Source organism: Mesorhizobium sp. B2-1-3A, assembly GCF_006442655.1.
Classification (GTDB): domain Bacteria; phylum Pseudomonadota; class Alphaproteobacteria; order Rhizobiales; family Rhizobiaceae; genus Mesorhizobium.
This window is the reverse complement of the sequence record NZ_VFWK01000005.1, coordinates 568553-589794: the sequence shown is the minus strand read 5'-3', so window position 1 is coordinate 589794 and position 21242 is coordinate 568553. Positions and strand designations below refer to the sequence as shown.

Below are 21242 nucleotides of genomic sequence, written 5' to 3'. Positions count from 1 at the left end.
GGCCTTAGTGCGGATATGGCCAGGAGAATGACGACCAACGCGACCACGATTGCGATTCCGCACGCAACAACCGTGATCGTCGCGCGCCGCCGTCTTTTGTGAAAAGGGCTTTCCGCCATAGACGACCAAACATGCTTTTAGGCTAAAAGTTCCAGAGCTAATTTAGCGCTTACTTACGATCGTTCGCGTTGCAAGTGAAATCGAATTGACGACAGATCTATGTCGAGCTCACCTTGCGGGAATGTCCAACTGGCGCCCCCTTACCGATAAACAACTCCCGCAATCAGAACTCGATGGCAGCCTCGAAGCGCCGGCGTCCGCATATGGCCTGTTAGCTTCCTATTGAGGTCGGCAAGCCAACGGAACTGGCAGGCCGCGGCAGCGAAGGGACAAACTGGGTATTCCTACGTTGCCGATTCCCCATCTAACTACGCAGTCGGCGCCTCAAACGGTAGAACAACGGGGAGCTTTGCAGGTCACGCGCGGCATGCGTCATGAACAGGATCATGAACAAAATGAGGAAGGCGAAAGCAATTCCGGCGACTACAGGCATTGGACTGTCTCTTATAGAGGCTTTGTGCAGTGGTTCTTAAAAACCAGATGATTGTCTCAGTCAGGCCAAATTATATGACTCGGTTATGCGGACACGACCGACTGGCTGCTTGCGGCGTTGCCACGATGATCACGTTTGAGAAATTCACTGTGTCGATCGGCGGCCGGCCTCATCCTAGACGGTTGCGGCGGATCCGGATTGGTCGAGAGCCCTTGAGGAGCCGGCAACCACTGCAGAGCCTCTTCGATCGCCCGCAGCATCGCCAGATTCGGGCCTCCCGGCTCTTCCTCGAACGTTGTCGTCTCGTCGAATTGACATGGACATCTCCTTTTACAAAGCAATGCCCGTGCGCGAATTGGGTTCCCTAGAGCCAACGAGTGGAAAGGTTGCCCCCGATTGTCCGCTGCCTTGATCACGTCAAGGTACATATGCGTGCATGGGTGCCCGCAATCAGCCCTTATAGCGGCAGAGGCATGCACCAGAGGTTGAGGCCGCGACACACCGGCTGTCCTACCGAGCTTTCCTTCTGCTGCTTGACCTCGACGAAATCGACAGTCTAGTCGCTCGCCGTGGCTCGTTTCGCGCAACCGGTTCAATTTTTTCAGTTTTGCCGACCGCGACCGCGGCGACGGTTCCGGCGGCGCGCTCAAGGCTTATGTCGAGCGCCATCTTGGCATGGCTGGCATCGAGAGGCCGGGGAAATCGGAGATCCCGTCAAGCACGGAAATCAGGCGAGACGCATTGCGAATTTTGCGGCCACTGGACCGACGTCGTTCCGTGTTACTTCATTTCGCTCTGGTCGGGATGGTGTTGATTGAGCAGAGTCGACAAGGCCGTGATGATTTGAGGCAGGAAAAAGGGCTTGGTGATCATGACGCTCTCAGGAACGCCTTCGGCGCCCCAGTCAATGGCGCTATCGCCACTCATGTAGATCACGGGTATCGTTGGGTTGGCTCGGCGCAGATGCCGGGCAACTTCCCAGCCGGACTTGCCCGCCCCAAGGCGAACGTCTGTGACGACGCCTTTGAACTTGCCCGGATCCGCGTCGAAGGCCGCCAAAGCCTGGGCCGCGTCGCAAGCCGTCACGACTTCGAAACCTGCCTCTTCCAAGCCCGACTCGACGTCAAGCAAGATCAGCTGCTCATCCTCGACGACCAGGACCGCGCCGATGCCCATTCGGATTCCCCCTCGGAAGTGCCGCACCGTCTCGACAGTCTCACACTACGGCTTCGACCTCGATTTGGTTCCATATAGCTAGTCAACAGAATGTGAGGCTAATCTTGAGTCTTGCGTCCGAATAAGTTCGGCGGCCAGCCACGCGGAACTGATATGGATCCGATAGCCGCTCACAAGCAGCTCCGCCCTGATACTCACAGCATGCCTCCCGGGGCGGCGATTAACACCCAAGCTCTCGCTACAGTACCGAGTTAGCTTGATAGTACGCAGTTAGGCTGTCGGCGAAGCGCTGTTGAACTCTGGGCCGAAGGTGGACGTCAGGACACAGCATCGATACACGGTCTCGGACGTGTCTCCGCGCGAGCAGGTCCGCCAGTCGCGATTATTCTTCCCGGGCCCAATCCGAGGCAAGCATAGCCTTGAACGCCTTAACCCGACCCCGCCCGGGCCACGCGAAAACTGGTAACATTGCCAATTCCTGTGCGGAAGGTGCCTAAAAAGTGAGGGTCTCCAGCCCTGATCGACGGTGTTTGCGTTGTCGGGCACTTAAATCATGAGCAAGTGACCTGGCGTAAGCTTGATATTGTGCAGTGCAGCAACGATGTTCCTCCAGGTGCATAGTGCTCGGGCTTCCGCCATCCCGGCGGTCTAGGATCTCGATTTGCGGAACATCTCAGATACGATCGCTCGCCTTTCTGCCATGCGAGGCCGGACGGCATTTTCCCAACAAGGCCAACCTGACCGTCTGTCGCATCTGGTCGCGTTCGGAGCCAATCCAGGCGACTTGCAGGCGCGCTTCCACGTTCCTGAGAACTTGCCGGTTGGGGCAGCACTGGTCGTCGTCCTCCACGGCTGCACGCAGACGGCGGCGGCCTATGATCACGGGTCTGGGTGGTCGCGCCTCGCAGAAGAGGAAGGGTTTGCGGTGTTGATGCCGCAACAGCAGCGCGCCAACAATGCCAATCTTTGTTTCAACTGGTTCGTGCCCGAAGATGTTACCCGCGATCGCGGTGAGGCGCTCTCCATCAGCCAGATGATCGAAGCGATGGTGAGCAAGCATGGCTTGGACCGCCGGCGTGTTTTCATCACCGGCCTTTCTGCCGGCGGTGCCATGGCGGCGGCGATGCTGGCAACATATCCGGAAATGTTCGGTGGCGGCGCGGTCATTGCCGGCCTTGCCTATGGCAGCGCATTGACCATCCCGGAAGCCTTCGATCGCATGCGTGGGCATGGTGGCCCAACGCCGGTCGAACTCCAGAGACGTCTGGCTCAGGCGTCTCCACATAAGGGACCGTGGCCGACGATTTCGATCTGGCACGGCACGGCCGACCACACGGTGGCGCCGTCCAACGCTGACTCCCTTGTCGCTCAATGGCAGAGCGTTCACCGCACTGGGACTATCCCGACTCTTGAAGATGCGGTTGATGGACAAGCGAGGCAGGTCTGGTTCGATGCCGACGGCAATCCGGCAATCGAGAAATACACCATTGCCGGCATGGGCCATGGCACTCCCTTGAAGACGACCGGTGAGGGCGCCTTGGGCCATGCCGCGCCGTTCATGCTAGAGGTCGGAATATCCTCGACGAGGCGTATCGCGGCCCTCTGGGGTCTATCAAATAGGGGTGCCAAAAATCGGGAGACGTCGCAGCACGCCCCTGGCCATCCCGTTTCAGACACCGTTTTGGTCCCATATTCTACCCCGCTAATGTCAAGGCCAGTGCACGTCGACCGGCTGCGCCAGACGCAGACACATGAAGCCCCCACAGGCGTTGCAAGGGTGATTGAAGATGCTCTCCGCGCCGCCGGCTTGATGCGTTAGCCAATCACGCACGCCTGGCGAAATTCGCGCTTGTTGCAGATACGAATTTCTGGGCTGCTGCGCCAAAATCGTAAGCCATTGCACGATTGCGCGTCGGCGTTCGGCAACCAGCTATCGTTGGAAGTTCGGTATGACGCAATCAGCTTGCCGGTTCTTACAGGTCGACTTTTGCGTTTTCGCCAACATCAGGCTTGGCGCCAGTGATAGCGGCGAACGCCATTTTCGCCGTGGCGACAATCAAACCCGGGCTATCCCAAAGTTCGCCTTCATCCGGTCTTACGGTAATGAGACGGATCTCGGGGTCGTTGGCATCGTGCCACCAGGCCGCGTCGGTTTTCTCCCACAGCGCGGTGATTTTTGCTCTGTCATTTGTGAGCGCAGCCGAGCCTGAAATGGTGACGTATTTGTAGTGTCTGCTGTCACTCCAAGCCAACGTCACCTTTGGATATTTCGACAATTGCTTGTTCTTCGCACTGTCGTCATTGACGAGAAAATAGATCGCGCTCTCGTCACGGCGCACGCGCGCGGAGAGTGGCCTCGCGCGATTGTATTCGCCGTCCCAGGTAACGAACATGCAGATGTCGATTTTCTCGGCAAGTTCCCAAACGCGATCCGTCGCCTCGGCAGGCGTTAGATCTGCTTTCTGCTCTCTACGCTTGTTCACAGCACGTCCTCCAAAATGAATATCCACTTAAAACTCGGGCGCCTCGGATTTGCCGCATAACCTTCAGTCGGATCGGTTGCCAGGCGGATTTCCAATATCCTCACTTCGCACGAAATAGTCGCTGGCCACCGCCAGAATTGCCAGCAACGTGGCTCCGTATCCTGCGAAGCCAAAAGCCTCCGCGGCGGCGAGTTTGGCGCCGCGCGTGTGTTCACTGATGAACTTGGCCGCCGCACCCCGAACTTCGTCGCCGGCGCCGCCGAATAGGGCGCGTTCTTTGGCAGTCGTCCGAAAAGCCCGTCCAATTACATGCCCGAACGAAAGCGCCACGGCCGAGCCGGCAAGTACCTTTACCCGATCGAGTTCTGTCACCGTCCGGTGCGCGGCCGAAACGGAATGGCTGGGACCCGCATCGGCATGCCCTGCTCGAGCAAATGTTTCGGCGCCATCGTCGCCGCGGATGACACTTCTTCTTCCGGCATCGAAAACAGCAAAGGCCCCCAGGGCCACGGCGCCCGCAGTGCCGCCATTTTCCTTGACAGCATCCGAGATTAGACCGAGTGCCCCGGCGACCTTCTGTCTGGCGCAGTCTTTAGAAACTTGCACCAGATGTCTGGGTTGCAGCCTGCGGCTCAACTCGCTTACCGGCCCAAATAGAGCCTGCCTTCCAGCTCGACTTTGGGCCAGGATGTCCCGGATTTCATTGCTGGGTTGAGCCATAGCGAATTCCCTGCTTTAAGGCTACGAGGTCGGTCCGCACCTGGTTGACGGTCTCAATAGGCGTAATGGTCCATCCGATCAGCGCGCGCTTGGCCAGATAAAGGGACAGCATTCCTGCGCCGATCAAAACGGCGCCGACGATCAGACAGGCGAACATGCCGTCAACCCCGAAATGGATCATCGCAAGAATGAGGAATTGAATCAGCGCGAACGCCGCCAGAACAAAAAACAGCGCGGCTGCTGTGCCACATGCAACGGATGACACGATCGTCGTTGTCTTGGCCCGCATTTCCGCCTTGAGCAGACGTAGATCGAGGCGCATCAACGAAGCGAGTTGACCTATCGCATCGTTGAGCACGCTCCCGAAGGGCCGGTGATGCGTACCATCATCCATCCGAATGGGCCTTCTTCAGGATCGGTCTGAGCTTCGCACCAGCCGCGTCAGGACCACGCCGGCGAGTATTCCAACGCTAAAAAAGGCGGCTGGCTGGCGTTGCGCGAACTTGGTGACGGAATCGAGCAATTCGCCCACATTGCGGTCTCTGATATCGCTTGAGACGCGCTCGACGCCTTCGGCTGCACTGCGCACCATGCCCGCAATCTGAGGCGACTGCTTTTCGATGCCATCGGCCGCGCCCTTCACGGAATGGGCAATGTTGGCGATGGCATCTGCACCTGCGGTCTTGTTGGCCTCGACAGCGTCCTTGAAGGCATCGGCGGCGCCCGAGGCGACGGAGCTGGCGTAGTCCTTGGCGTCGCTCGACATCGAGGCGGCGGCAGTTTTCAGATGCGAAGCGGTTTCCGCCGCACTCGTCTTCAAATTGCCGATCGCTTCCTTGCTGGCCACGCCACGTTCAGTGGACGGATTGCCCTGCCATGCGTTCTCTTTGGCGAGTCCTGATCCCGAAAGATCGTCTGTGTTTAAGGTGTTCACGGTGAGTCGCTCCTGTTGGGTCAAGAGCTGAACTTCGCCCGCATCAAGCGGTTCCTGGTGCAAGCGAAAATCGTTTCATATGCTGTTGGCTTGGGGCGATGGATCGAAACTCCGAATGGCGCATTTAAGCTTCGGCTAATAGTGGCCTCTGGAGACACTAGATGAAGAAGACATTGCTGATTTTGGGTCTGCTTATCCCGCTCGCGGCATGCTCCCGCACCGAACAGGGCGCCGCCGTCGGCGGCTTGGGAGGAGCAGCAATTGGCGCCGCGGTGGCCGGAAATCCTGTTCAGGGAGCGGTTGTCGGCGGTGCGGTTGGAGCACTAGCCGGGGCGGTCATCGGGCACGCCAGCGAAACCGGCCAGTGCAGATATCGCGATCGCAATGGCCGCGTTTACGTTGCACGGTGTCCGGACGGTTACTGATCTCGAGGCGCGTGGTCAGGTTCGACCACGCGCCTTTCAATGTGGACGAAAGGCAATGGCGTATAAACACCTGGTGAAGTTCTGGTATGGCGGTGTCTGCGCGCCGTGAATTGCTCGGCAATGTCTGACTATGCAGGCCACTCAGGAGCCAGCTAATTGCAAATGGAAAATCCCGCGTAATCTATAGTTAGCCGTACGACACGTAGTGGCTTCACGCTCACCCTTGGGAAGCGCCTCGGCAACCACACATATTTTATCCGCGATGCTAGACGCAACGGCCTAACGCGCACCCGGTTTTTGGCGGCCGCAGGACTTCAGTCGGGTGGCTTCTCGGACCTTAGCCTCACGGCGGAACGCATAGGGTCGGATGCCGTTACTCGAGCGTCATAAATGGAAACTGGAGAGGCAAATCATGGCGGACGGACCAACTGTTGTAAATTCGGGAGGCGGCGGTACTGCGATTGCCATTGTGATCGCGATCATCGCAATCGTCGTCTTGTTGATCTTCACCGGCGTAATCAACATCCGGGGCGGCGGTGGGCCGGACATCAACGTAAAGGTTGAAGCGCCCAAGGTTGATGCTCCGGCGAAGCCAGCATCACCTGCACCAGCGGCGCCAGCTCCAGCACCTCCCGCCAATGGCGGCTAAAGATCTGGACGAACGGGATACAGGAAATCTCCGGTGTCCCGATAGCGTCGAAATCACCGAAAATATGGGGGAGTGGTTTGTGCGGGTGGTGCGCGATGGCAAAGTGGAGATTACGGTTTTTCAGGTGGAGGCCTATGCAGAATCATTCGCTGCGGGACAACGCGCCGGACTAAATTCGGTGAGGAAGCCGCCAGCCCCGAGCATTAAGGCATAGACTCGCAAAAAGCCCGTGGGCCGCAGCCTGCGGGCTTTTTTGCGACGGCCTCTTGCTATGGTTCCCTTCTAGGTCGACAACCAAGCCCTATCCCTTGAGCATCCCAAGCATGCACAAACGCGACTGCCGCCAAGGCCTCTTTTCGGTGGCGGGCGTTTTGTGAGTAAAATGGGATCCAGGCTTGCGATCGGGGTCGTCGAGAATTCCTGGGCCTCTTCTGGCCAAGGCCGCATTTGCGGGCGGCTTTGACGTTCTTCCCAGTGCAGACCGCACCACAAAGGGGAGCGGCCAATTTATTCGCTGCTCGTTTGAGCGGTGCCCCGATCGCCGGATATTGCATCGTTGCCCGCTTCTCACCAAGGGACAGTGGACCTTTCGTTGAAGCAGCTTGACGATTGAAGGGATCGCAGCGATTTTTGCCGCGCCGCGGAAACGGGAGCAACCATGGCGTCGTACGTCAAACAACGACTGTCGGAAATTCGGGCCAGTCCCGCTCTTCGCCGCGCCCCGCCCGGGCACGCCAGTTTCCGAAGCCAGGCAGCGTCTGCCGCTCGCTGGCTCGCCAGCTTGGGCAACAGCAAGCGCCTCTTGACTGTTGTATGTTTGATGGACGGCGAAAGAGCGGTGGGGGACCTCGCGTTGGAAATGGGTCTGAGCAATTCCGCCATGTGCCAGCATCTAAGCATTCTGCTCGAACAAGGAATCGTCGAATGCCGAGCCGAGGGCGTTTGGCGGTATTATTCCTGCAAGTCGGAAGAGGCCAAGGCTATCATCCGGTTGCTGGATGATTTAGCCCGAAGTGACAAGCTCCCCGAAATGTCGCCTGGCACCGGACAGTGACCGTGAAGCCTGCCGCGCACTGTTCCCTTCAGACATCGTTCCACACCAGCCTGCAGTCCCGTTGTGAGGCGTTTTGTGCTCCGTTGACACGCTGCCATACGCAGGGCAAAGGGGCAGCCTTAAGATGGCCCAGGGGATATTTGAATGAAGAAGACTTACATTAAGCCGGTGCTGACGCGACGCGAAAAGCTCTCGGCTATCACTGCCGGCTGCACACCATCGACCTGTCCCTGATGACCGCTGCTTGAGTTAATAAGCTCGCTGCCCATTCAGGCACCCGCTTTCATGTTGGAACCGATTACCCTCAGCGGAATTCTTAAAATGCTCGGGCGTCCCCTCGACCGAGCGGACAAACAAGGGCCCGTCACTGTTTTCGCGGTGGCGGGCTTTTTCTTCCAGATGCGCCGTTGGTGCGTGCGACACCGCTAGCGGACAATCCCGGCGATCCGAACTGCGAGTGCATCGAGCCCGCCGCTGTAAATACTCGTCAAGACCTGTTCTGCAACTTCAGCTCTCTGCGCAGTGCATCCGATCAGGTCTCCGGCGCCCAGTCTTGCCGGCTTGTTGCCGACGCAGTCCCATACGCCCCATGATCCGTCAGCCTCGATATGGCAATAAAATCTATGCTGGTGATTTTCCATATAGCCCAACCGTTCAACCTGGGTTTTGGGTCCACGCTATCCATGACAGTGGTTAATGGACCAGCGGCTGTCGCTTCCAAGAAGCCGGAACTGACCAGGCCTGAGAAGCTGTCGAGCGATGTGGCTCGGGTGGCGTGTCCGCCGCCGATCGACACTGAGCCCACGTAATCGCTGTGGGCCTGAATCGAGGCCCGCCGGCTCCGGCTGACGGGCTTTTCTCGTTTCTGTGGCATGTTTCCGAACTCGAAATCGTTGCTGTGGGCAAGCGGCTAATGTCGATGCGTGTCGTGCCAGACTACCCTCGCGAGTCCCGTTGATGCATTTTATGTCCGCTGCGGGAGGGTAGAAATTTTCCTCGCCGGCGTTGCGCTGCCACGCTGAGTGAATCGCAACGTGCGTCAAACCGTTTTGTTTATGGGCAACAGCGGTTTTGGGAACTATTTTAGGGCGTGCTGATTGAAACGCTGTTGTCGTGCCTCATTTTGGCGCGTTTGAGATTTGTCGAGCCATTGCTACCGACGCTGGTGAGAAAGTCTCCCTAAGGCGAAGGCCGGACATAAAAAGGTGTTCGACAGCTGCCTCTCTCGCTGTTGGATTTTCCGGGAGAACGTTATGAGCAGCGCTGATGATCCCGCTATAGAACGACGTGCTTATCCTCGCAGGGCCGTCTTAAAGGACGGAATTATCGTCGCTGACAACGTGAACATTGCCTGCTCTATCAGGAACCAGCACCTGCACGGAGCAGAGTTACGAGTTGATCCGGGCGTCATTATTCCTGACAGGTTCGTTCTCCATGTCCCGGCGGATGACATCTCATATCGTGCAGTGGTTCGGTGGCGAAGAAATGAGCGCCTCGGGGTGCAAATCTATTGAACGACCGGAATAACGCCGGTTGTGACCAAGCAGCCCGGGGGAGCGCCGGTCGGAGATCGATTTACTTGTCGTCCGGAACGCGAGGCGTGTAGGCGCTCACAGTTAAGTCGAATTGCATGGCGGGTCGCGCATTGCGCCCGAGCCTATCGAACTGATGGTCTTCGGGGCTACGCCTGTTCGAAGCTTCGCCGTTTAGACACGAATGCCGAGCAGATCTTCGTACCGCACCGCCGCGCACTCTGGTGAACGACTATTTGGCGCTTTTTTGGGGAGTCGCGACGGGCGGCTGGTCACGACGTTCTCGTTGCATCGAAGGCCCACTTTCCTATCGCGCCACCGCCGTAACAGACCAAGTGGATATGGTTCTCGTCAACCAGGTTCAAGTCACACTGCGTGGCTGGCGGACTTCCTCCATGTTCAACGGAGGTGTGGCCCTTTCGCCCACTATAGGTCCCGTAAGCCGCGCCATCCACGTAGATCGTTCCGGATTTCATGGAATACGTTGACTCGCCGTCGGACCAGGTTCCGTCAAAGCCATGTGCCGCCGACGAGCCATGTTCGTCCTGTCCGTTGCCTGCGTCGCCTTCGCAAACCTCACATTGCCGCACTGACAGGCTGACGGTCTTGCTCTTGTCGAAGACTGTGACGGCTTCCAGAGATACCCCTCCTCGGAACACGGAAATGTAAGGCGTATTGTCGATATCGAAAGTAACTTTAGCGCATTCGGCCGTGTCGGCCCTCACAGTTGCCATCGACTGCTTCTTGTTGAACGACAGGGATGCGGTGCAGCTGCCGATGACTTTTGTGCAGTCGCAGTCGGGTGTCTGGGAATATGCTTGCTCCGCGCGGACGACACCAACTGCTACGGCAATGCCCACGGCGATCCAAATTGTGCGTAGTGACATGATCTCTCCCAAACGCACCTGAAGGATCAAACAGCGCCGAACGTCGGTAAAGAGCGACAGGATGTCGCGATGTCACGACTCGTGCCCCCGCACAAAGAATGCCCATGAGTGCTGGTCCATCCTGATGACCGCAGGACGGCACTCCAACATGTAATGCGGCGTGGGGACCGCTTACCGCAATTGAACCATCAATGTTTGAGGGAGTCCGCACCACCCGAGATGCGTCGGTTATATTCTGCAGCCGCTTCTGCGGTCTCAAAGGCAACCGCTGTAATTCTGCCTTTTACAAAAGCCACCGCCAAGAATGGAAATCCAGTGACCGGCGGCGGATAGACCGCGTAGGTTGGCGTTTTCATCCGGTCACACCTCTGCTGTCTCGGCCAACACAACCCGGCAACCGCCTCATGGTTCCAGACAGAAATGAGCACGAGCGTTTTACGCCCATCGCTTCAATGCCGGGACGGGACAGGCAGGGCTGAGCCACGTCGCAAACAACGTGGCGCCACAAGAGCCGTCCAGTGCGTGAAAGCCAATCCCCTCGGATCGCCGGCCGTGACGTCGCAGGGATCGCGCCTCCGGAACGGGATTGGCAAAAGTCAGCCTGCTATCCGACCGCTTTCGGTTGTGCCAATCAGCCAAACATCCGAAGGCGCGGCAGTTCTGACCCGCCGGTCATCCTGGCAGCCAGGCGGCCCCAACGCGTCCGGAAATTTCGACCTCAACCGATCGCTCCTTCGATCTCGTCGCGATCGGGTTCAAACCAGCTCATCGTGCTGCCGTCTGCGTGCGTCACCCTGATCCATTCGCCGATATCGGGCTCGTCGCCGAACGGGATCGTTACTAGCCCCCACGTCTTCGCGGCCGCGACAACGTCATCGGCCTGAACCTCCGCGCGCTCTACGGCTTTGCCGTCGCGTATCAACTCGACGGTGAAAATCATCTGGCGGCCTTCCTCCGGCCGCAATCATATTCCCAATCCAAGAGAAAGGAAAATCCACGGTTGTCTCGGTGAACGAGTTGCCGCGTGCGTGTGGGCAACCGAAAGAGCGGAGCGGCGCCGCGACAAGCGGAGCCCTCGTATATACTGGCTCTGCGATACGTGGCCGCGACGGCTTTACCGCCGGTAGGGGTACTCAGGTCGGATAATCATGTCGAACTGGCTTTCGCGGCGCTGCTGGCGAAACTTTTTCCGTATCGGGAAGTTCATGGAACAAGCTACCGCTGTGGTAGCCTTAACCGGAGGATTTTTCTATGAACTCCAAGATGCTCACCATGGGCGTATTCGCGCTCGCCATGGTCACTGGACAGGCGCTTGCAGGCAGTGGCACCGGCACGTCCGCGCTTGATGATCCGGCGAAGATGTCGCCGTTCTTCACCGATGCCGGTATGAAGACTATGAAATCCGAGGCGGAGTTCAAAGCTGCCTGGATGGCAATGAAGGAAGAAGATCGTGCAGGCCTCATGAAGGAATGCGGCGACGAGGCCATTGCCAAGTCGCACGACAATTTCTGCAAGATGACCAAGCAACTCGGCGGAGCAAACTGACAGTGGTTGTACGCCGCTCCCGAAAGGTGGCGGTCTGGCCTTGGGTGCCTCAGCCGATCTGACAACTAGGAGCCCGTCACCGCCGCGGCAGTGGCGGGCTTTGCATTGCTTTGGGGCTCACAAATTCGATCTGCGACAGGATACCAAAGTGGCCGCTGCAACCTTTTGAGACTCGATGGTCCAAGCAATGGCCGGCTCAGTCTTCTTGCCAAGAGCCTGCGAGCCGCCATTCCCAACAGTATTGTGGTTTGAACCTTATATCCGGTCGAAATCGGCGAGCCCGAGCTGTCTTCGCTGGCCCTCGGCAGCAGGCGAAAACGTCACGCTACCCATACTTGCTCTTGCTGGCCGGGCGACAAGAAAGGCCCGCCGCGTGAAGCAACGGGCCTCTCGGGAAGGCATAGGTGGGTTTATAGCCTCGCCCTCCATGCGGGTTTTGCCTCAATCGCAAGAAAGCTGTCAACGCCCGGTGGACGCGGCTGTTGGACCGCCAGATTCGGGGCGCCGCTCCCCTTGTGCATCTCTTGAGGGAAAAAATCGCCAACCCCATGTCGCGGTCGGGCGCCTACCGTTACGGTTCCGCCAATTCGGTGTCCGCTTCGAACTTGGCGGACCTGACCTCGTTGGTTCACGGCCAGCGATTTGGGGCTGGATTGACAAAATTTTCCGGCTCGAACAGATTCTATTCGAGGGAACAAAGCGAGGGTACCATATGAAGAAGACATACCAAAAGCCGGTCCTGATCAAGCGCCAGCGACTGCCGACAATCACCGCGCAGCTCATCCCTGTGTCGCCGACGAACAACCAAGCCTGATCGGCTCCAAGAGCAGTCTATCAAGCCCGCTGGCTCGCGCAGGCGGGGTTTTGTGTCGGCAAGACTGGTACCAAGCCTCTGGCAGGCTTCTGTTCACAGCTTGGGGCTTGTGGGCGCCGACGGCGCGACTACTCGACATGGACTTGGAGGATCGCTGCGAGATCCTGGAAGGTAACATCGATCCGGCGAGCAAATACCGCCGAGGCAGGTCATATCCAGCGAAGCCAAGCCAAACTACCACCCGACACGCGAAGCCGGCATTGAGGCGCGGTGTCGAAGCGACCCGATAGCGAATATCGCAGCGGCTGGTCAGGCAATTGCCTGAAGATCAAAATGCGGTCGAGGAATTCGAGATGCTGGGATGTCGCCCGCGAGCCGGGCAAGCCGGTGCTCACGTTCATGGCGCATCGAAAGACGAGTAAGTATACCGTTCCCGCCCCTTAAAATTCGCGCGGCGCTGTCGGCGATCGGTGTTGGAAGCGCGCAGGAGCATGCAGGACCCGCCAACAGGTCAAGGCGTCGATCATCCGTCAGGTGAAGTGCTTGCACGGCGCAGAAGATTTGCGGCACGCTGCGCCACAGGACATCCGGGAGGAGAATCATGCCGATAAGGACAAGGGCGAATGAAGCCGGTATTTTTGATCCAGCGGAACTGGCGTTGCTCGCCAGGGTCTTCGAGCAATTGCGGCTCGACAACCAATCCCCGGATGCCCGTGACGCGATCGCTTCCCGGATCATCGCCAATTACATGGCGGGCATCCGGGACGAGGCGGAATTGCTCTCCCTTTCAAGGCAGCCACTGGGGCGCTAGCAGGAGGAAGACGATGGCGGTCGCCAAGAAGGATCAGGAACGCGCGAATTATGCCTGGATGTATGGGGTACAGGCGCGCAAGGACGGTAGGGAGCGCGTCGTGCCCGACTTCTGGCGGGAGCACGCCGAGGCCTGGCTGCAGGGCTTCGACGGTGTGGCCTTGGACGGCGCTGACAAACCCAAGGCTGTTGGCGCTGAGATGGAAGCAGAGGTCGATGATGCGGCCGTGGCCCGCGGCGGAACCTAAGCCGACGATCGAGCTTAAGCTTGATGAGCACACGCGGGATAACCTTTCTCGACAAATGGATCGCCGACAATCTGCCAGAAACGGCCGCCGCCGACGTCATCTCGGTCGATAATCTGACCAACCGCCTGATCGCAGATGCCAAGGCGGCTGGCATCAAGCGCGACGAGATCGACGAAGAAGTCGACAGTCTCTATCGAACAATCCTCGATGCCATCGTGCACTATGATGCGGGCCTGCCGGAATGATCACCTAGACGACAGCGGGCGGAGGAGGGGGTGCGGACCTATAGAGTAGAGGTTGTCGCCGCAATGATGGTGGTATCGACAACTCAGATTCCGGCCATCCTTCCGTTCAAGGCGGCGGAGCAAGCAACGGGGCGGCCGGTGACACTCCGAAGGAGCGAACAGGAATGGATTCGGGTCACGGAGTTGAGTGGCGAAAAGCGCAGCTTCGCGTATGTCGTTCGTCGCCGTTGAGTAGTTTTCATCTTTTCAGGGTGCCTGCTTAAGGCCGCTCCCGCGGCATTTTGAGCAGATGACGGTCGATCCCCTGCAGCCCTCGCGATGCACCCCGTGGGGACAGCATGTGCCGTTTGAAGCCAGCCATTTCTCGCAATTGAAAACCTTGCCAGCGCCGAGACATAGCCGACATTGATGCTTCCTGAATTCTGACAAACTCACCTGCCGCCCTTTGAGAACGGCAATAACGCGCTAGCCGATTTTTAGTTTCAGCTACTCCATATCCGGAACGTCGCCGGCGGTGAAAAGAACTGTTGGCGGCCCATAATCGCCCAACCCCGGGTCGGCGTCGCGGCTCCAGGCTATGACTCCAACATGCTGGCCGGCAAGCGCCTTCGCCGCGCGGGTCGCCCGCTCTTCGCTCTGCTGGTCAGTCGGACCATAGGCCGTGAACAATTCGCCATCGTCGCCGCGATCAAACGCCACGACAACGATCAGTTTCGGTTTCTTCTGGCTGGGAAGGACATGGTCTGACATCGGTGCTCCTATAGGTAGATGTCGCCGGCGGCACGGTGCTCGAAGCAAAACCAGTGCGATTACCTTTGGAGTCTGGCGAAGCCCCAACCGGCGACCTTCCCGCATGCGTTGTGCTCACAGGTGTGACCAAGCACGCTGGTGCGGTCGCGTTGCGCCTGCGTCATGCCTTCGGCAAGTTTTATCGGTTCGTCGCTCATCCGTAGCGCTTGCCAACGGACGGTGCATTCAGGGCCTCGAGTTGTTCCTGAAGGCAGCCGTTGAGGACGATCATCTCCTCGAGAACCTTCATCGTGTCGCCCTTTGTGCAAGGCGACGAATCTGTCTTCGACGGCATGCAAAGGGCCTCCTGGCGGCTGTAGGGCGCTCGTCCATTGGCGGATGGCCTCTTGGTTGGTGGTAAGATTGTAGAGATTGCACATGCTTCGCCCCTGGTGCGTAGGATCTCTGGGACACTGAGCGGGCCGCGATCGAGGATGCGCCTGTACTCATCGGTGCGACGTCAGACGCCACGTATTTTGCCATTCTCCCGGTCGCGTTTAGGAACGAAGATCTGTTCAGAGAAATGGTCGCAAAACGCCTTAGCCGCCTCGCTGTCGGCGAAGCAATGGAGGGGTAGTTTTGGTACTTGCCGTTTTGCCAGACCGCCTGGAAATGCCTTATTTGAAATCTCATGCCGCGATCCTCACAGACTTTGGTGATCACGGTGAAGTCGCAGTCTGTGCAGATGTCATCCGGCAAGACGACCTGGTGCGGCCAATCCAGGTCGATGACCGAGGACGCCGGGATGCTGCGGCCGCGCTGGACCATCAGTGCGAAGTCGTTTTCTCTGTTGCCGCCTCGAGCGCATTGATGGCGTCATAGACGGCTTGGCGCTTCGGTTCGATCGGCTCAGCAGGGTGGAACCCAGAAAGCTCCAGGGTGGTGAAGGCAATTGTCAGTGCGGCAATTAGATCTCGGGGGTTGTCGAGATCGACGGCGAGTGCATCAGCCAACATCCCGATTTCAGAATTCATGAACTCGCCTCCGCCGTTTTCCGCTTCGGTAAGAGCGCGGAGTTTTGCCAAAGCGGTGTCACGATCGGCAAGTTGTGCGTCAGGGTTCACCAGCAATTCCAAACCAACCGCTCTCAACCTCTTTTCCTCGGGCCAACCTTCGCAGCATGCTTGCAGCGCTGCCTTGTTGGCTTCGTACCAGACATCGGCAGCGGCATACTCTACTTCCGACGGCTCCTGGTCCGCAGGGAAGCCCATCTCATCCCACCCTTCGATCGCAAACGCGCCGTCGGCGGCCTGCTCGGCCGTCATTCCAGCACGGTCGAGTACGGCCCTCGCTGCCTCTACTCCCCGCTGAATCTCCTCGGGTAGTGCGCCCCGAGCTCGCATGATCACGTCCATGCATGGTCTCCTGTGGCTATTTCAGGGACAGTGAACGAAAAGGGAACATGGAGTCAAGTCCGCGCTTGACGACAAAGGAATATGTTCCTTATTTCTGACGTGCATCTGAGCAGGAAGGCTATGGGAAAGCCCCAAAACGCGCCGAACGGTGAAGCTGTGTCCGAATTGGAACAAGCTGCTCAGCGCGCAATAGAGGCGGCCGGCGGCGACGCTGTGACTGCATTGCTGAAGGCGCTCGCCAGAAACGCCGAGCTTGAGCACGAGCTTGCTCTGTCGCGTGGGGCGGTCTCGAACGGCTTCTCCAGGGGCTGGCACAGGACGCGTCCATTATGACCAGAAATGATGACACCTATCGCATCGAGGTTTGGGATAGCGAGGAGGAAAAGACGCTTCTCGAAACCATCAGCCGGTCCTCGGATGTCACCGTGAGTATGGCCGCCTGGCAGGCCGCTATTCGTCGCCGGCCGGGGATGCTGCTCCACTACAACAGCCGGCACGTTATGGAAATGATCCTGACGCCGGGCGAGGTGAAGCGGGCGCTGTTTTGCATGGGTTGCGAAAGAGGGTACCCAGTTCGGCTGGAAATCCACAAACTTCCAAGCAATTGAAGGAATCTGGCAATGCACGACTTGATCGACTTCTTCCAGGCCAACGGGGCTCTGGTGATCGCCAACCCTGTAGCCTTCCTCGCTTTCGCAGTTCTTTTTGGAGGTGGAGGATTCATTGTCGGCCGTTATTTCCTGACCGAACGCATAGCGAATCTGGAGAGCCGTATTGCGCGGCGAGATGATGAAATCGCGGCGTTAAAAACACGCAAGGGCAAGACGGCAGACCCGTCACTGATCCCAATCATAGGTACCTCGGCAATTGGTGAAAACGAGGCAACCCCGCTGTTGGGAAAATGGCCTGATCGGCGTCGGCCGGGGACACTGTCAGCGCCACCGCGTCAACGTCGTGGCTAAGCTACAGCTGGTGGGGTCGATCAACTTCTGGAATTCAGACAAGGTCTCGGGAAAACTCCGCGCGAGATAGCGAACAACGGGAGCGTTATCCATCAGGCGGTTGAGATAGCCGCGTGCCGCTACAAGTTCGAGGCCCCATGGACCAAGGCGCTCGGCGGCGTTCAGGAATTCCAGGCTCAGGGCGGCCAATTCGATTTCCATCGCTGCAATGTCGCTGGCATTGATACCCGCGAACTGCATTCGCGGGACCGAAGGGGCCGCGAGCTGCGATTGCGGTGTAAGACCGACCAGCACCCTTGCCCACAGGAGCCTCACCCTGTCCAACCCGATCATCAGGCGCGTAATTTCCATCTGCCGGCCCGGCACGACCTTCCGCAGCAGGCTAAAAATCCCCGCCGGCACAGGGCCGTCCTCCAACAACTCGAGAGCATCGAGGCAAATCCCCGCAATCAGCTGTCGGTTGGTGAGCAAGGTCGGTTTCTTCCCAGTAAAGGGAAAATCGGCGCGATTGCCTCTTATTCTTTCCGCAAGCTGAGTTGGAATGGAATCAAGGCGTTCCGCCTCTATCAGCGCTCGAAACGCCACTACAGTCGTCAGTTTTCCAAAGAACGCGGCCATCTTCTCCAGGGCTTTCTGGGACGCGTTTGCCTCTCGGATGAATAACCGCATTCTTTCACATTGACAGTCATAGGTGGCACGCAGCTGGTGTGAGTAGAGCTTCTGCGGCCCCTGCAAATCGCTGGCCAGAGCGACGGCATGGCGGCTGATCTTTGCGCCCTGCGTCATGACAATGCGGGTCCCTTCAAACGAACCCGCCTCGACAACTCGACCAAAGGGTCCATCGACTGAAAAAGAAACGCATCGACGCCGGCATGGTTGTTTGCTGTCAGCATAGTTGTCCGGCGTTGCACCTGATACGTCGGGCCGATCAGGTAGTCTCGGACCGAGACATTGTCAGGATTCATTCTGATCAGTACCGAAATGTCGGCTTCGGGGAGACGCTCCTGCGAATATGCCCAATGAGGATAGCCGAAACGCTTGGGATGACAGCGCGCGATCCAGGCCGCAACGGTGAACTCGTCATTGATGCTGACGAGTTTGGTCTCGGGGTCATAGCGCGCCACCCCTCCGGCTAGGCCAATCGAGGCAATAAGGTCTTCAATGATTTCCCGGCGTCGTCGATGAAGCTGGTCGTTGATATCGAACCACCCATAGTTCGGCGGGGGGTCAAATCCGACCAGTTTGTAAACCGCGTAGAGGCTTCCGAAACGGGCTTGATAGGTGCTGACACTCACACAACCTGGTGCCGAATTGATAATATGTTCCGACAGCTTTCCTCGCTCAGCCAGCAGATTGGAAAGGTCAGCCAACATCTGCTCGTTGCTGAGGGGCGTGCGCGCATCCGCGACGGCCCTTGCGCGCAGAAACACCTTCCGGTCGAGGATCGGCTCGCAAGCCTCTTCCGCGCGAACCCATGCAGACGGCGGATTTCTCGCCCGCTTGCCATGAAGCTTTTCGGATTTTCTGTTCCATACGATGTTGCCGATGTAGCGTTCATTCGTCAGGACCGTATGCACCGTATTGCTCGTCCATGTCCGGCCCATCTCCGTAAGCACGCCCCTTTTGTTAAGCGCGCGCACGATCTCGATCCGGGATTTGCCCTTGACAAACTGGCTGAATATCCAGCGCACGACCGCAATCTCTTCCGGCGGACCGGGCACCAGCACAACCCGGTCGGATCCCAGGCCTTTGTACTGTCTGCGTTTGAGAATGAACTTCGGCTCTCCTGATTCATCCACCAGGAGCCGCCTAAGACCGTAGCCGGCGAGACCACCCCCGCAGAAACCCATTTTCACCACGCGCCTTTGACCGAGAAAGACCTTTGCCGAGAGCATGCGGCTCAACTCGGCCGCCATGCTACGCTTGATAGCCTTCAGCACGTCTGAGCCGATGGTGCCATCGTTCGCGAACTGCTCGGCGCAGAATTCGATGCGCACGCCAGCCACCTGGCAGCGGTATTCATAAGACGCACTTTCATCAATATTCTGAAAACGCCCCCAACGGCTCACGTCATAGACGACCACGGTCTCGAAATCGGCGTTCCCGCTTTCAATATCGCTCAACAGCCGTTGCAGACCGGGCCGCCCTTCGATGTTGAGTCCACTGCGACCCGGATCCTCGTAGGTGGCGACAATGTCGTACCCCATGATGTCGGCATATTCGCCGATGGCATCTCTCTGGTTGTGGATGGAATAGGTCTGAGTGTCGGTCGACATCCGCAGATATTGCGCAGCCCGGATCCTCGGCCTAGGTGCCGGACCCTTTGGAATCCCCGGGTTCCTGTCCATCGCTTGTGCACAATGTTGCGGAGCGACAGCATACCGACATTGTGCCTGTTGTTTCGTTATGCTTTCCCAAACAGTTTGTGTCGAATGGGCTGCTTCTGCGCGGCCCTGATCGGCGGCCGAGTATTTGTTCAACCAGCGAGAAACCATGTCTCATATCGTGAGCGGGAATGCCGCCGTTCCGCCGCAATGCAGCCGCACTTGGCTGGGCATCGGCCCGCGCGGCCTCAAAAGGAGGTTCTTCAGATGATTATCAAGAAAGCGATTTTGGCCGTCCTCATGACCGCGGCACTTGCGGGCTGCGAGACGCAAACCGAAGGCCAGCAGCGCGCCACCACGGGCGCCCTGCTCGGCGGCGCCGGTGGCGCTCTTGTCGGCCAGGCGATCGGCGGCAACACCAAGAGTACGGTCATCGGCGCTGCCAGCGGCGCCCTGCTCGGCGCCGTCGTCGGCTCGGCCACCACGCCGCAGCCCCGCGGCCAACAGATGTGCCGCTACCAGGACCGCTACGGCCGCATCTACACAGCACCCTGCGACGACCGCTACTACAACGGCAATTATTGAGGCCCCGCTGACGCCTTCTTTGCGAAGGCCCAGACCATCAGCGGGTATTCCTCGTCATTGCTGAGGTCTCGCCAAAGGCCGTAGGCGCGCACAGGGCCACCGATGTGGGCCCTGGCGCAGGCCTTGTTGCCCCAGCCATGCACCTTGACGTTGGCTTCGGCGAAGCCGCCCTCGACCATCAGCTGCTTCAGGCCGGCGGGCGTCCATCTGTTGTAGTCGTGCGGCCTGGCATGCACGCGAAACAGGAACGGTGTGGCCACCATCGCCCAGCCGCCAGGCCTGGTCATGGCGTGGATGTTTTGCACCGCCGCCATCGGCCGCTGAACATGTTCCAGCACCTGGTCGGCGATGACAATGGAATATTGTTCCTCGGTGCGGTCCCTGCAGATGTCGAAGGCGGGGAAATCGACCGAGCGGTAGTTGGGGCACATTGCCCGCCAATAGCGGTTCCAGCCGGGCGAGATCTCGATGACATCGGAGGCCTTGCGGTTTCCGGCTTCGAGGAAGAGCGTGAACGCCTCGATCTGGCGGATGCGCAGCCAATTGCGGGAATCGTAGCCAAGCAGGCGTTTGGCCATATGTTTTCCGCGGTTTTTCAGGGTGCCGGCAAGGCTTGTCGTCATCACATCGACCTCCACCAAAGCCCGCCGTGCCGGAGTCTGTAACACCGCCCGGTGGGCAAAAGATGACAGGACAGCTGATCTCGTTACGAGTGCCAAGACGTGATCGCCGGTGTTGTCGCCAAGGGCGTCGGCAATGGCATCCCACTCGGCGCCGTCATCGCCAGGCGCGCGGTCGCCGAATCCATGGCCGACAAATTCCTGTTCCACACCTATGGCGGCAATTCTGTCGCCTGCGCCGCTGGACGCGCGGTGCTCAAGGTGATGCGCGACGAGCGGCTGCAGGACAACGCGGCTGTAGTGGGCGGCGCGCTCATTCAAAGGCTGCAGGATCTCAAGAGAGATTTCCCGCTGATCGGCGATATAAGGGGACAAGGCTTGATGCCGCCATCGAGCTGGTCAAGAACCAAGCGACAAAAGAACCGGCCCCCGAAGCAACCCTACAGGTCTTCGAGGAAACGCGGCGTCACGGCCTCGTCGCCAGCCGTTCCGGTCCATATCGAAACGTCATCAGGATGTGCCCGCCACTTTG

At 58.6% G+C, this 21242-nt stretch carries 26 protein-coding genes; 12 read left to right on the top strand and 14 right to left on the bottom strand.

Going from position 1 to position 21242, the window contains the following annotated elements:
* Positions 1 to 1333: 1333 nt before the first annotated feature.
* Positions 1334 to 1729: a response regulator gene (locus FJ977_RS23155; protein WP_140774490.1), complete on the bottom strand. Its 396-nt coding sequence runs from the start codon at positions 1727 to 1729 to the stop codon at positions 1334 to 1336.
* Positions 1730 to 2390: 661 nt separating this feature from the next.
* On the opposite strand from FJ977_RS23155, the gene FJ977_RS23150 reads away from it, so the two are divergent.
* Positions 2391 to 3548 carry a PHB depolymerase family esterase gene (locus tag FJ977_RS23150; protein ID WP_202326333.1) on the top strand — a complete coding sequence of 386 codons (1158 nt, stop codon included), beginning with the start codon at positions 2391 to 2393 and terminating at the stop codon, positions 3546 to 3548.
* A 154-nt stretch (positions 3549 to 3702) separates the two neighbouring features.
* Here FJ977_RS23150 and FJ977_RS23145 read toward each other — a convergent pair whose 3' ends face one another.
* The 4 genes from FJ977_RS23145 to FJ977_RS23130 all read right to left on the bottom strand — a co-directional run bounded on the left by FJ977_RS23145 (position 3703) and on the right by FJ977_RS23130 (position 5929).
* The gene (locus FJ977_RS23145) at positions 3703 to 4212 is read right to left on the bottom strand and encodes a pyridoxamine 5'-phosphate oxidase family protein (RefSeq protein WP_140774489.1); all 510 of its coding nucleotides are present in this window, start codon (positions 4210 to 4212) and stop codon (positions 3703 to 3705) included.
* Positions 4213 to 4275: 63 nt separating this feature from the next.
* Positions 4276 to 4932, bottom strand: coding sequence for a hypothetical protein (locus FJ977_RS23140; protein WP_140774488.1), 657 nt, complete (start codon positions 4930 to 4932; stop codon positions 4276 to 4278).
* Positions 4913 to 5326, bottom strand: a complete 414-nt coding sequence (locus FJ977_RS23135) for a phage holin family protein (protein WP_140774487.1) — start codon at positions 5324 to 5326, stop codon at positions 4913 to 4915. Before FJ977_RS23135 ends, FJ977_RS23140 begins: the two co-directional genes overlap by 20 nt.
* Before the next feature lie 15 nt (positions 5327 to 5341).
* Positions 5342 to 5929, bottom strand: coding sequence for a hypothetical protein (locus FJ977_RS23130; protein ID WP_246683270.1), 588 nt, complete (start codon positions 5927 to 5929; stop codon positions 5342 to 5344).
* Positions 5930 to 6027: 98 nt separating this feature from the next.
* On the opposite strand from FJ977_RS23130, the gene FJ977_RS23125 reads away from it, so the two are divergent.
* From FJ977_RS23125 to FJ977_RS36365, 4 genes are all read left to right on the top strand, one after another.
* On the top strand, positions 6028 to 6291 hold the full coding sequence (locus FJ977_RS23125; protein ID WP_140774486.1) for a YMGG-like glycine zipper-containing protein: 264 nt from the start codon (positions 6028 to 6030) through the stop codon (positions 6289 to 6291).
* 412 nt (positions 6292 to 6703) lie between these two features.
* The gene (locus FJ977_RS23120) at positions 6704 to 6940 is read left to right on the top strand and encodes a hypothetical protein (protein ID WP_140774485.1); all 237 of its coding nucleotides are present in this window, start codon (positions 6704 to 6706) and stop codon (positions 6938 to 6940) included.
* Positions 6941 to 7598: 658 nt separating this feature from the next.
* Positions 7599 to 7994: a metalloregulator ArsR/SmtB family transcription factor gene (locus FJ977_RS23110; protein WP_140774483.1), complete on the top strand. Its 396-nt coding sequence runs from the start codon at positions 7599 to 7601 to the stop codon at positions 7992 to 7994.
* A gap of 1253 nt (positions 7995 to 9247) precedes the next feature.
* On the top strand, positions 9248 to 9508 hold the full coding sequence (locus tag FJ977_RS36365) for a PilZ domain-containing protein (RefSeq protein WP_140774482.1): 261 nt from the start codon (positions 9248 to 9250) through the stop codon (positions 9506 to 9508).
* Positions 9509 to 9798: 290 nt separating this feature from the next.
* Here FJ977_RS36365 and FJ977_RS23100 read toward each other — a convergent pair whose 3' ends face one another.
* The 3 genes from FJ977_RS23100 to FJ977_RS23095 all read right to left on the bottom strand — a co-directional run bounded on the left by FJ977_RS23100 (position 9799) and on the right by FJ977_RS23095 (position 11353).
* A complete protein-coding gene (locus FJ977_RS23100) occupies positions 9799 to 10413 on the bottom strand; it encodes a hypothetical protein (RefSeq protein WP_140774481.1) in 615 nt (204 codons plus the stop codon).
* Positions 10414 to 10601: 188 nt separating this feature from the next.
* On the bottom strand, positions 10602 to 10769 hold the full coding sequence (locus FJ977_RS35930; protein ID WP_181180034.1) for a hypothetical protein: 168 nt from the start codon (positions 10767 to 10769) through the stop codon (positions 10602 to 10604).
* Positions 10770 to 11131: 362 nt separating this feature from the next.
* Positions 11132 to 11353, bottom strand: a complete 222-nt coding sequence (locus FJ977_RS23095) for a hypothetical protein (RefSeq protein WP_140774480.1) — start codon at positions 11351 to 11353, stop codon at positions 11132 to 11134.
* 311 nt (positions 11354 to 11664) lie between these two features.
* On the opposite strand from FJ977_RS23095, the gene FJ977_RS23090 reads away from it, so the two are divergent.
* From FJ977_RS23090 to FJ977_RS23075, 4 genes are all read left to right on the top strand, one after another.
* Positions 11665 to 11958: a hypothetical protein gene (locus FJ977_RS23090; protein ID WP_140774479.1), complete on the top strand. Its 294-nt coding sequence runs from the start codon at positions 11665 to 11667 to the stop codon at positions 11956 to 11958.
* A 1415-nt stretch (positions 11959 to 13373) separates the two neighbouring features.
* Complete coding sequence (locus FJ977_RS23085; RefSeq protein ID WP_140774478.1) at positions 13374 to 13583, top strand: hypothetical protein; 210 nt, start codon at positions 13374 to 13376, stop codon at positions 13581 to 13583.
* Positions 13584 to 13596: 13 nt separating this feature from the next.
* Positions 13597 to 13830 carry a hypothetical protein gene (locus FJ977_RS23080; RefSeq protein WP_140774477.1) on the top strand — a complete coding sequence of 78 codons (234 nt, stop codon included), beginning with the start codon at positions 13597 to 13599 and terminating at the stop codon, positions 13828 to 13830.
* A 23-nt stretch (positions 13831 to 13853) separates the two neighbouring features.
* Positions 13854 to 14075, top strand: a complete 222-nt coding sequence (locus FJ977_RS23075) for a DUF768 domain-containing protein (RefSeq protein ID WP_140774476.1) — start codon at positions 13854 to 13856, stop codon at positions 14073 to 14075.
* Positions 14076 to 14561: 486 nt separating this feature from the next.
* Here the strand turns inward: FJ977_RS23075 and FJ977_RS23070 are convergent, their stop codons facing one another.
* The 3 genes from FJ977_RS23070 to FJ977_RS23065 all read right to left on the bottom strand — a co-directional run bounded on the left by FJ977_RS23070 (position 14562) and on the right by FJ977_RS23065 (position 16219).
* A complete protein-coding gene (locus FJ977_RS23070; protein ID WP_140774475.1) occupies positions 14562 to 14825 on the bottom strand; it encodes a hypothetical protein in 264 nt (87 codons plus the stop codon).
* A gap of 193 nt (positions 14826 to 15018) precedes the next feature.
* Positions 15019 to 15159, bottom strand: a complete 141-nt coding sequence (locus tag FJ977_RS35925) for a hypothetical protein (RefSeq protein ID WP_181180033.1) — start codon at positions 15157 to 15159, stop codon at positions 15019 to 15021.
* Positions 15160 to 15631: 472 nt separating this feature from the next.
* Positions 15632 to 16219 carry a hypothetical protein gene (locus FJ977_RS23065; protein ID WP_140774474.1) on the bottom strand — a complete coding sequence of 196 codons (588 nt, stop codon included), beginning with the start codon at positions 16217 to 16219 and terminating at the stop codon, positions 15632 to 15634.
* A gap of 329 nt (positions 16220 to 16548) precedes the next feature.
* Here FJ977_RS23065 and FJ977_RS23055 point away from each other — a divergent pair, with 329 nt between their 5' ends.
* Both FJ977_RS23055 and FJ977_RS23050 read left to right on the top strand, forming a co-directional pair.
* Positions 16549 to 16827, top strand: coding sequence for a hypothetical protein (locus FJ977_RS23055; protein ID WP_140774472.1), 279 nt, complete (start codon positions 16549 to 16551; stop codon positions 16825 to 16827).
* Positions 16828 to 16839: 12 nt separating this feature from the next.
* Entirely contained in the window at positions 16840 to 17181 is a 342-nt protein-coding gene (locus tag FJ977_RS23050; RefSeq protein WP_140774471.1) for a hypothetical protein, read from the top strand.
* Here FJ977_RS23050 and FJ977_RS23045 read toward each other — a convergent pair.
* Both FJ977_RS23045 and FJ977_RS23040 read right to left on the bottom strand, forming a co-directional pair.
* The gene (locus tag FJ977_RS23045) at positions 17152 to 17967 is read right to left on the bottom strand and encodes a plasmid partitioning protein RepB C-terminal domain-containing protein (RefSeq protein WP_140774470.1); all 816 of its coding nucleotides are present in this window, start codon (positions 17965 to 17967) and stop codon (positions 17152 to 17154) included. The genes FJ977_RS23050 and FJ977_RS23045 overlap by 30 nt on opposite strands.
* Positions 17964 to 19529 (bottom strand): recombinase family protein, encoded by a 1566-nt coding sequence (locus tag FJ977_RS23040; RefSeq protein WP_281406833.1) that lies wholly within the window; start codon positions 19527 to 19529, stop codon positions 17964 to 17966. The genes FJ977_RS23045 and FJ977_RS23040 overlap by 4 nt, the downstream gene beginning before the upstream one ends.
* A 243-nt stretch (positions 19530 to 19772) precedes the next feature.
* Between FJ977_RS23040 and FJ977_RS23035 the strand changes: the two genes are divergently transcribed.
* Entirely contained in the window at positions 19773 to 20090 is a 318-nt protein-coding gene (locus tag FJ977_RS23035; protein WP_140774468.1) for a YMGG-like glycine zipper-containing protein, read from the top strand.
* Here FJ977_RS23035 and FJ977_RS23030 read toward each other — a convergent pair.
* Positions 20084 to 20713 carry a methyltransferase domain-containing protein gene (locus FJ977_RS23030; protein WP_140774467.1) on the bottom strand — a complete coding sequence of 210 codons (630 nt, stop codon included), beginning with the start codon at positions 20711 to 20713 and terminating at the stop codon, positions 20084 to 20086. The two genes, FJ977_RS23035 and FJ977_RS23030, sit on opposite strands and share 7 nt — an antisense overlap.
* Positions 20714 to 21242: the final 529 nt, after the last annotated feature.

What these genes read in the sequence shown, in the direction of transcription:
- FJ977_RS23155 (WP_140774490.1), bottom strand. Translation starts at nt 1,729, where the DNA reads ATGGGCATCGGCGCGGTCCTGGTCGTCGAGGATGAGCAGCTGATCTTG.
- FJ977_RS23140 (WP_140774488.1), bottom strand. Translation starts at nt 4,932, where the DNA reads ATGGCTCAACCCAGCAATGAAATCCGGGACATCCTGGCCCAAAGTCGA.
- FJ977_RS23135 (WP_140774487.1), bottom strand. Translation starts at nt 5,326, where the DNA reads ATGGATGATGGTACGCATCACCGGCCCTTCGGGAGCGTGCTCAACGAT.
- FJ977_RS23125 (WP_140774486.1), top strand. Translation starts at nt 6,028, where the DNA reads ATGAAGAAGACATTGCTGATTTTGGGTCTGCTTATCCCGCTCGCGGCA.
- FJ977_RS23120 (WP_140774485.1), top strand. Translation starts at nt 6,704, where the DNA reads ATGGCGGACGGACCAACTGTTGTAAATTCGGGAGGCGGCGGTACTGCG.
- FJ977_RS23110 (WP_140774483.1), top strand. Translation starts at nt 7,599, where the DNA reads ATGGCGTCGTACGTCAAACAACGACTGTCGGAAATTCGGGCCAGTCCC.
- FJ977_RS36365 (WP_140774482.1), top strand. Translation starts at nt 9,248, where the DNA reads ATGAGCAGCGCTGATGATCCCGCTATAGAACGACGTGCTTATCCTCGC.
- FJ977_RS23100 (WP_140774481.1), bottom strand. Translation starts at nt 10,413, where the DNA reads ATGTCACTACGCACAATTTGGATCGCCGTGGGCATTGCCGTAGCAGTT.
- FJ977_RS35930 (WP_181180034.1), bottom strand. Translation starts at nt 10,769, where the DNA reads ATGAAAACGCCAACCTACGCGGTCTATCCGCCGCCGGTCACTGGATTT.
- FJ977_RS23095 (WP_140774480.1), bottom strand. Translation starts at nt 11,353, where the DNA reads ATGATTTTCACCGTCGAGTTGATACGCGACGGCAAAGCCGTAGAGCGC.
- FJ977_RS23090 (WP_140774479.1), top strand. Translation starts at nt 11,665, where the DNA reads ATGAACTCCAAGATGCTCACCATGGGCGTATTCGCGCTCGCCATGGTC.
- FJ977_RS23085 (WP_140774478.1), top strand. Translation starts at nt 13,374, where the DNA reads ATGCCGATAAGGACAAGGGCGAATGAAGCCGGTATTTTTGATCCAGCG.
- FJ977_RS23080 (WP_140774477.1), top strand. Translation starts at nt 13,597, where the DNA reads ATGGCGGTCGCCAAGAAGGATCAGGAACGCGCGAATTATGCCTGGATG.
- FJ977_RS23075 (WP_140774476.1), top strand. Translation starts at nt 13,854, where the DNA reads ATGAGCACACGCGGGATAACCTTTCTCGACAAATGGATCGCCGACAAT.
- FJ977_RS23070 (WP_140774475.1), bottom strand. Translation starts at nt 14,825, where the DNA reads ATGTCAGACCATGTCCTTCCCAGCCAGAAGAAACCGAAACTGATCGTT.
- FJ977_RS35925 (WP_181180033.1), bottom strand. Translation starts at nt 15,159, where the DNA reads ATGCCGTCGAAGACAGATTCGTCGCCTTGCACAAAGGGCGACACGATG.
- FJ977_RS23065 (WP_140774474.1), bottom strand. Translation starts at nt 16,219, where the DNA reads ATGGACGTGATCATGCGAGCTCGGGGCGCACTACCCGAGGAGATTCAG.
- FJ977_RS23055 (WP_140774472.1), top strand. Translation starts at nt 16,549, where the DNA reads ATGACCAGAAATGATGACACCTATCGCATCGAGGTTTGGGATAGCGAG.
- FJ977_RS23050 (WP_140774471.1), top strand. Translation starts at nt 16,840, where the DNA reads ATGCACGACTTGATCGACTTCTTCCAGGCCAACGGGGCTCTGGTGATC.
- FJ977_RS23045 (WP_140774470.1), bottom strand. Translation starts at nt 17,967, where the DNA reads ATGACGCAGGGCGCAAAGATCAGCCGCCATGCCGTCGCTCTGGCCAGC.
- FJ977_RS23040 (WP_281406833.1), bottom strand. Translation starts at nt 19,529, where the DNA reads ATGGACAGGAACCCGGGGATTCCAAAGGGTCCGGCACCTAGGCCGAGG.
- FJ977_RS23035 (WP_140774468.1), top strand. Translation starts at nt 19,773, where the DNA reads ATGATTATCAAGAAAGCGATTTTGGCCGTCCTCATGACCGCGGCACTT.
- FJ977_RS23030 (WP_140774467.1), bottom strand. Translation starts at nt 20,713, where the DNA reads ATGACGACAAGCCTTGCCGGCACCCTGAAAAACCGCGGAAAACATATG.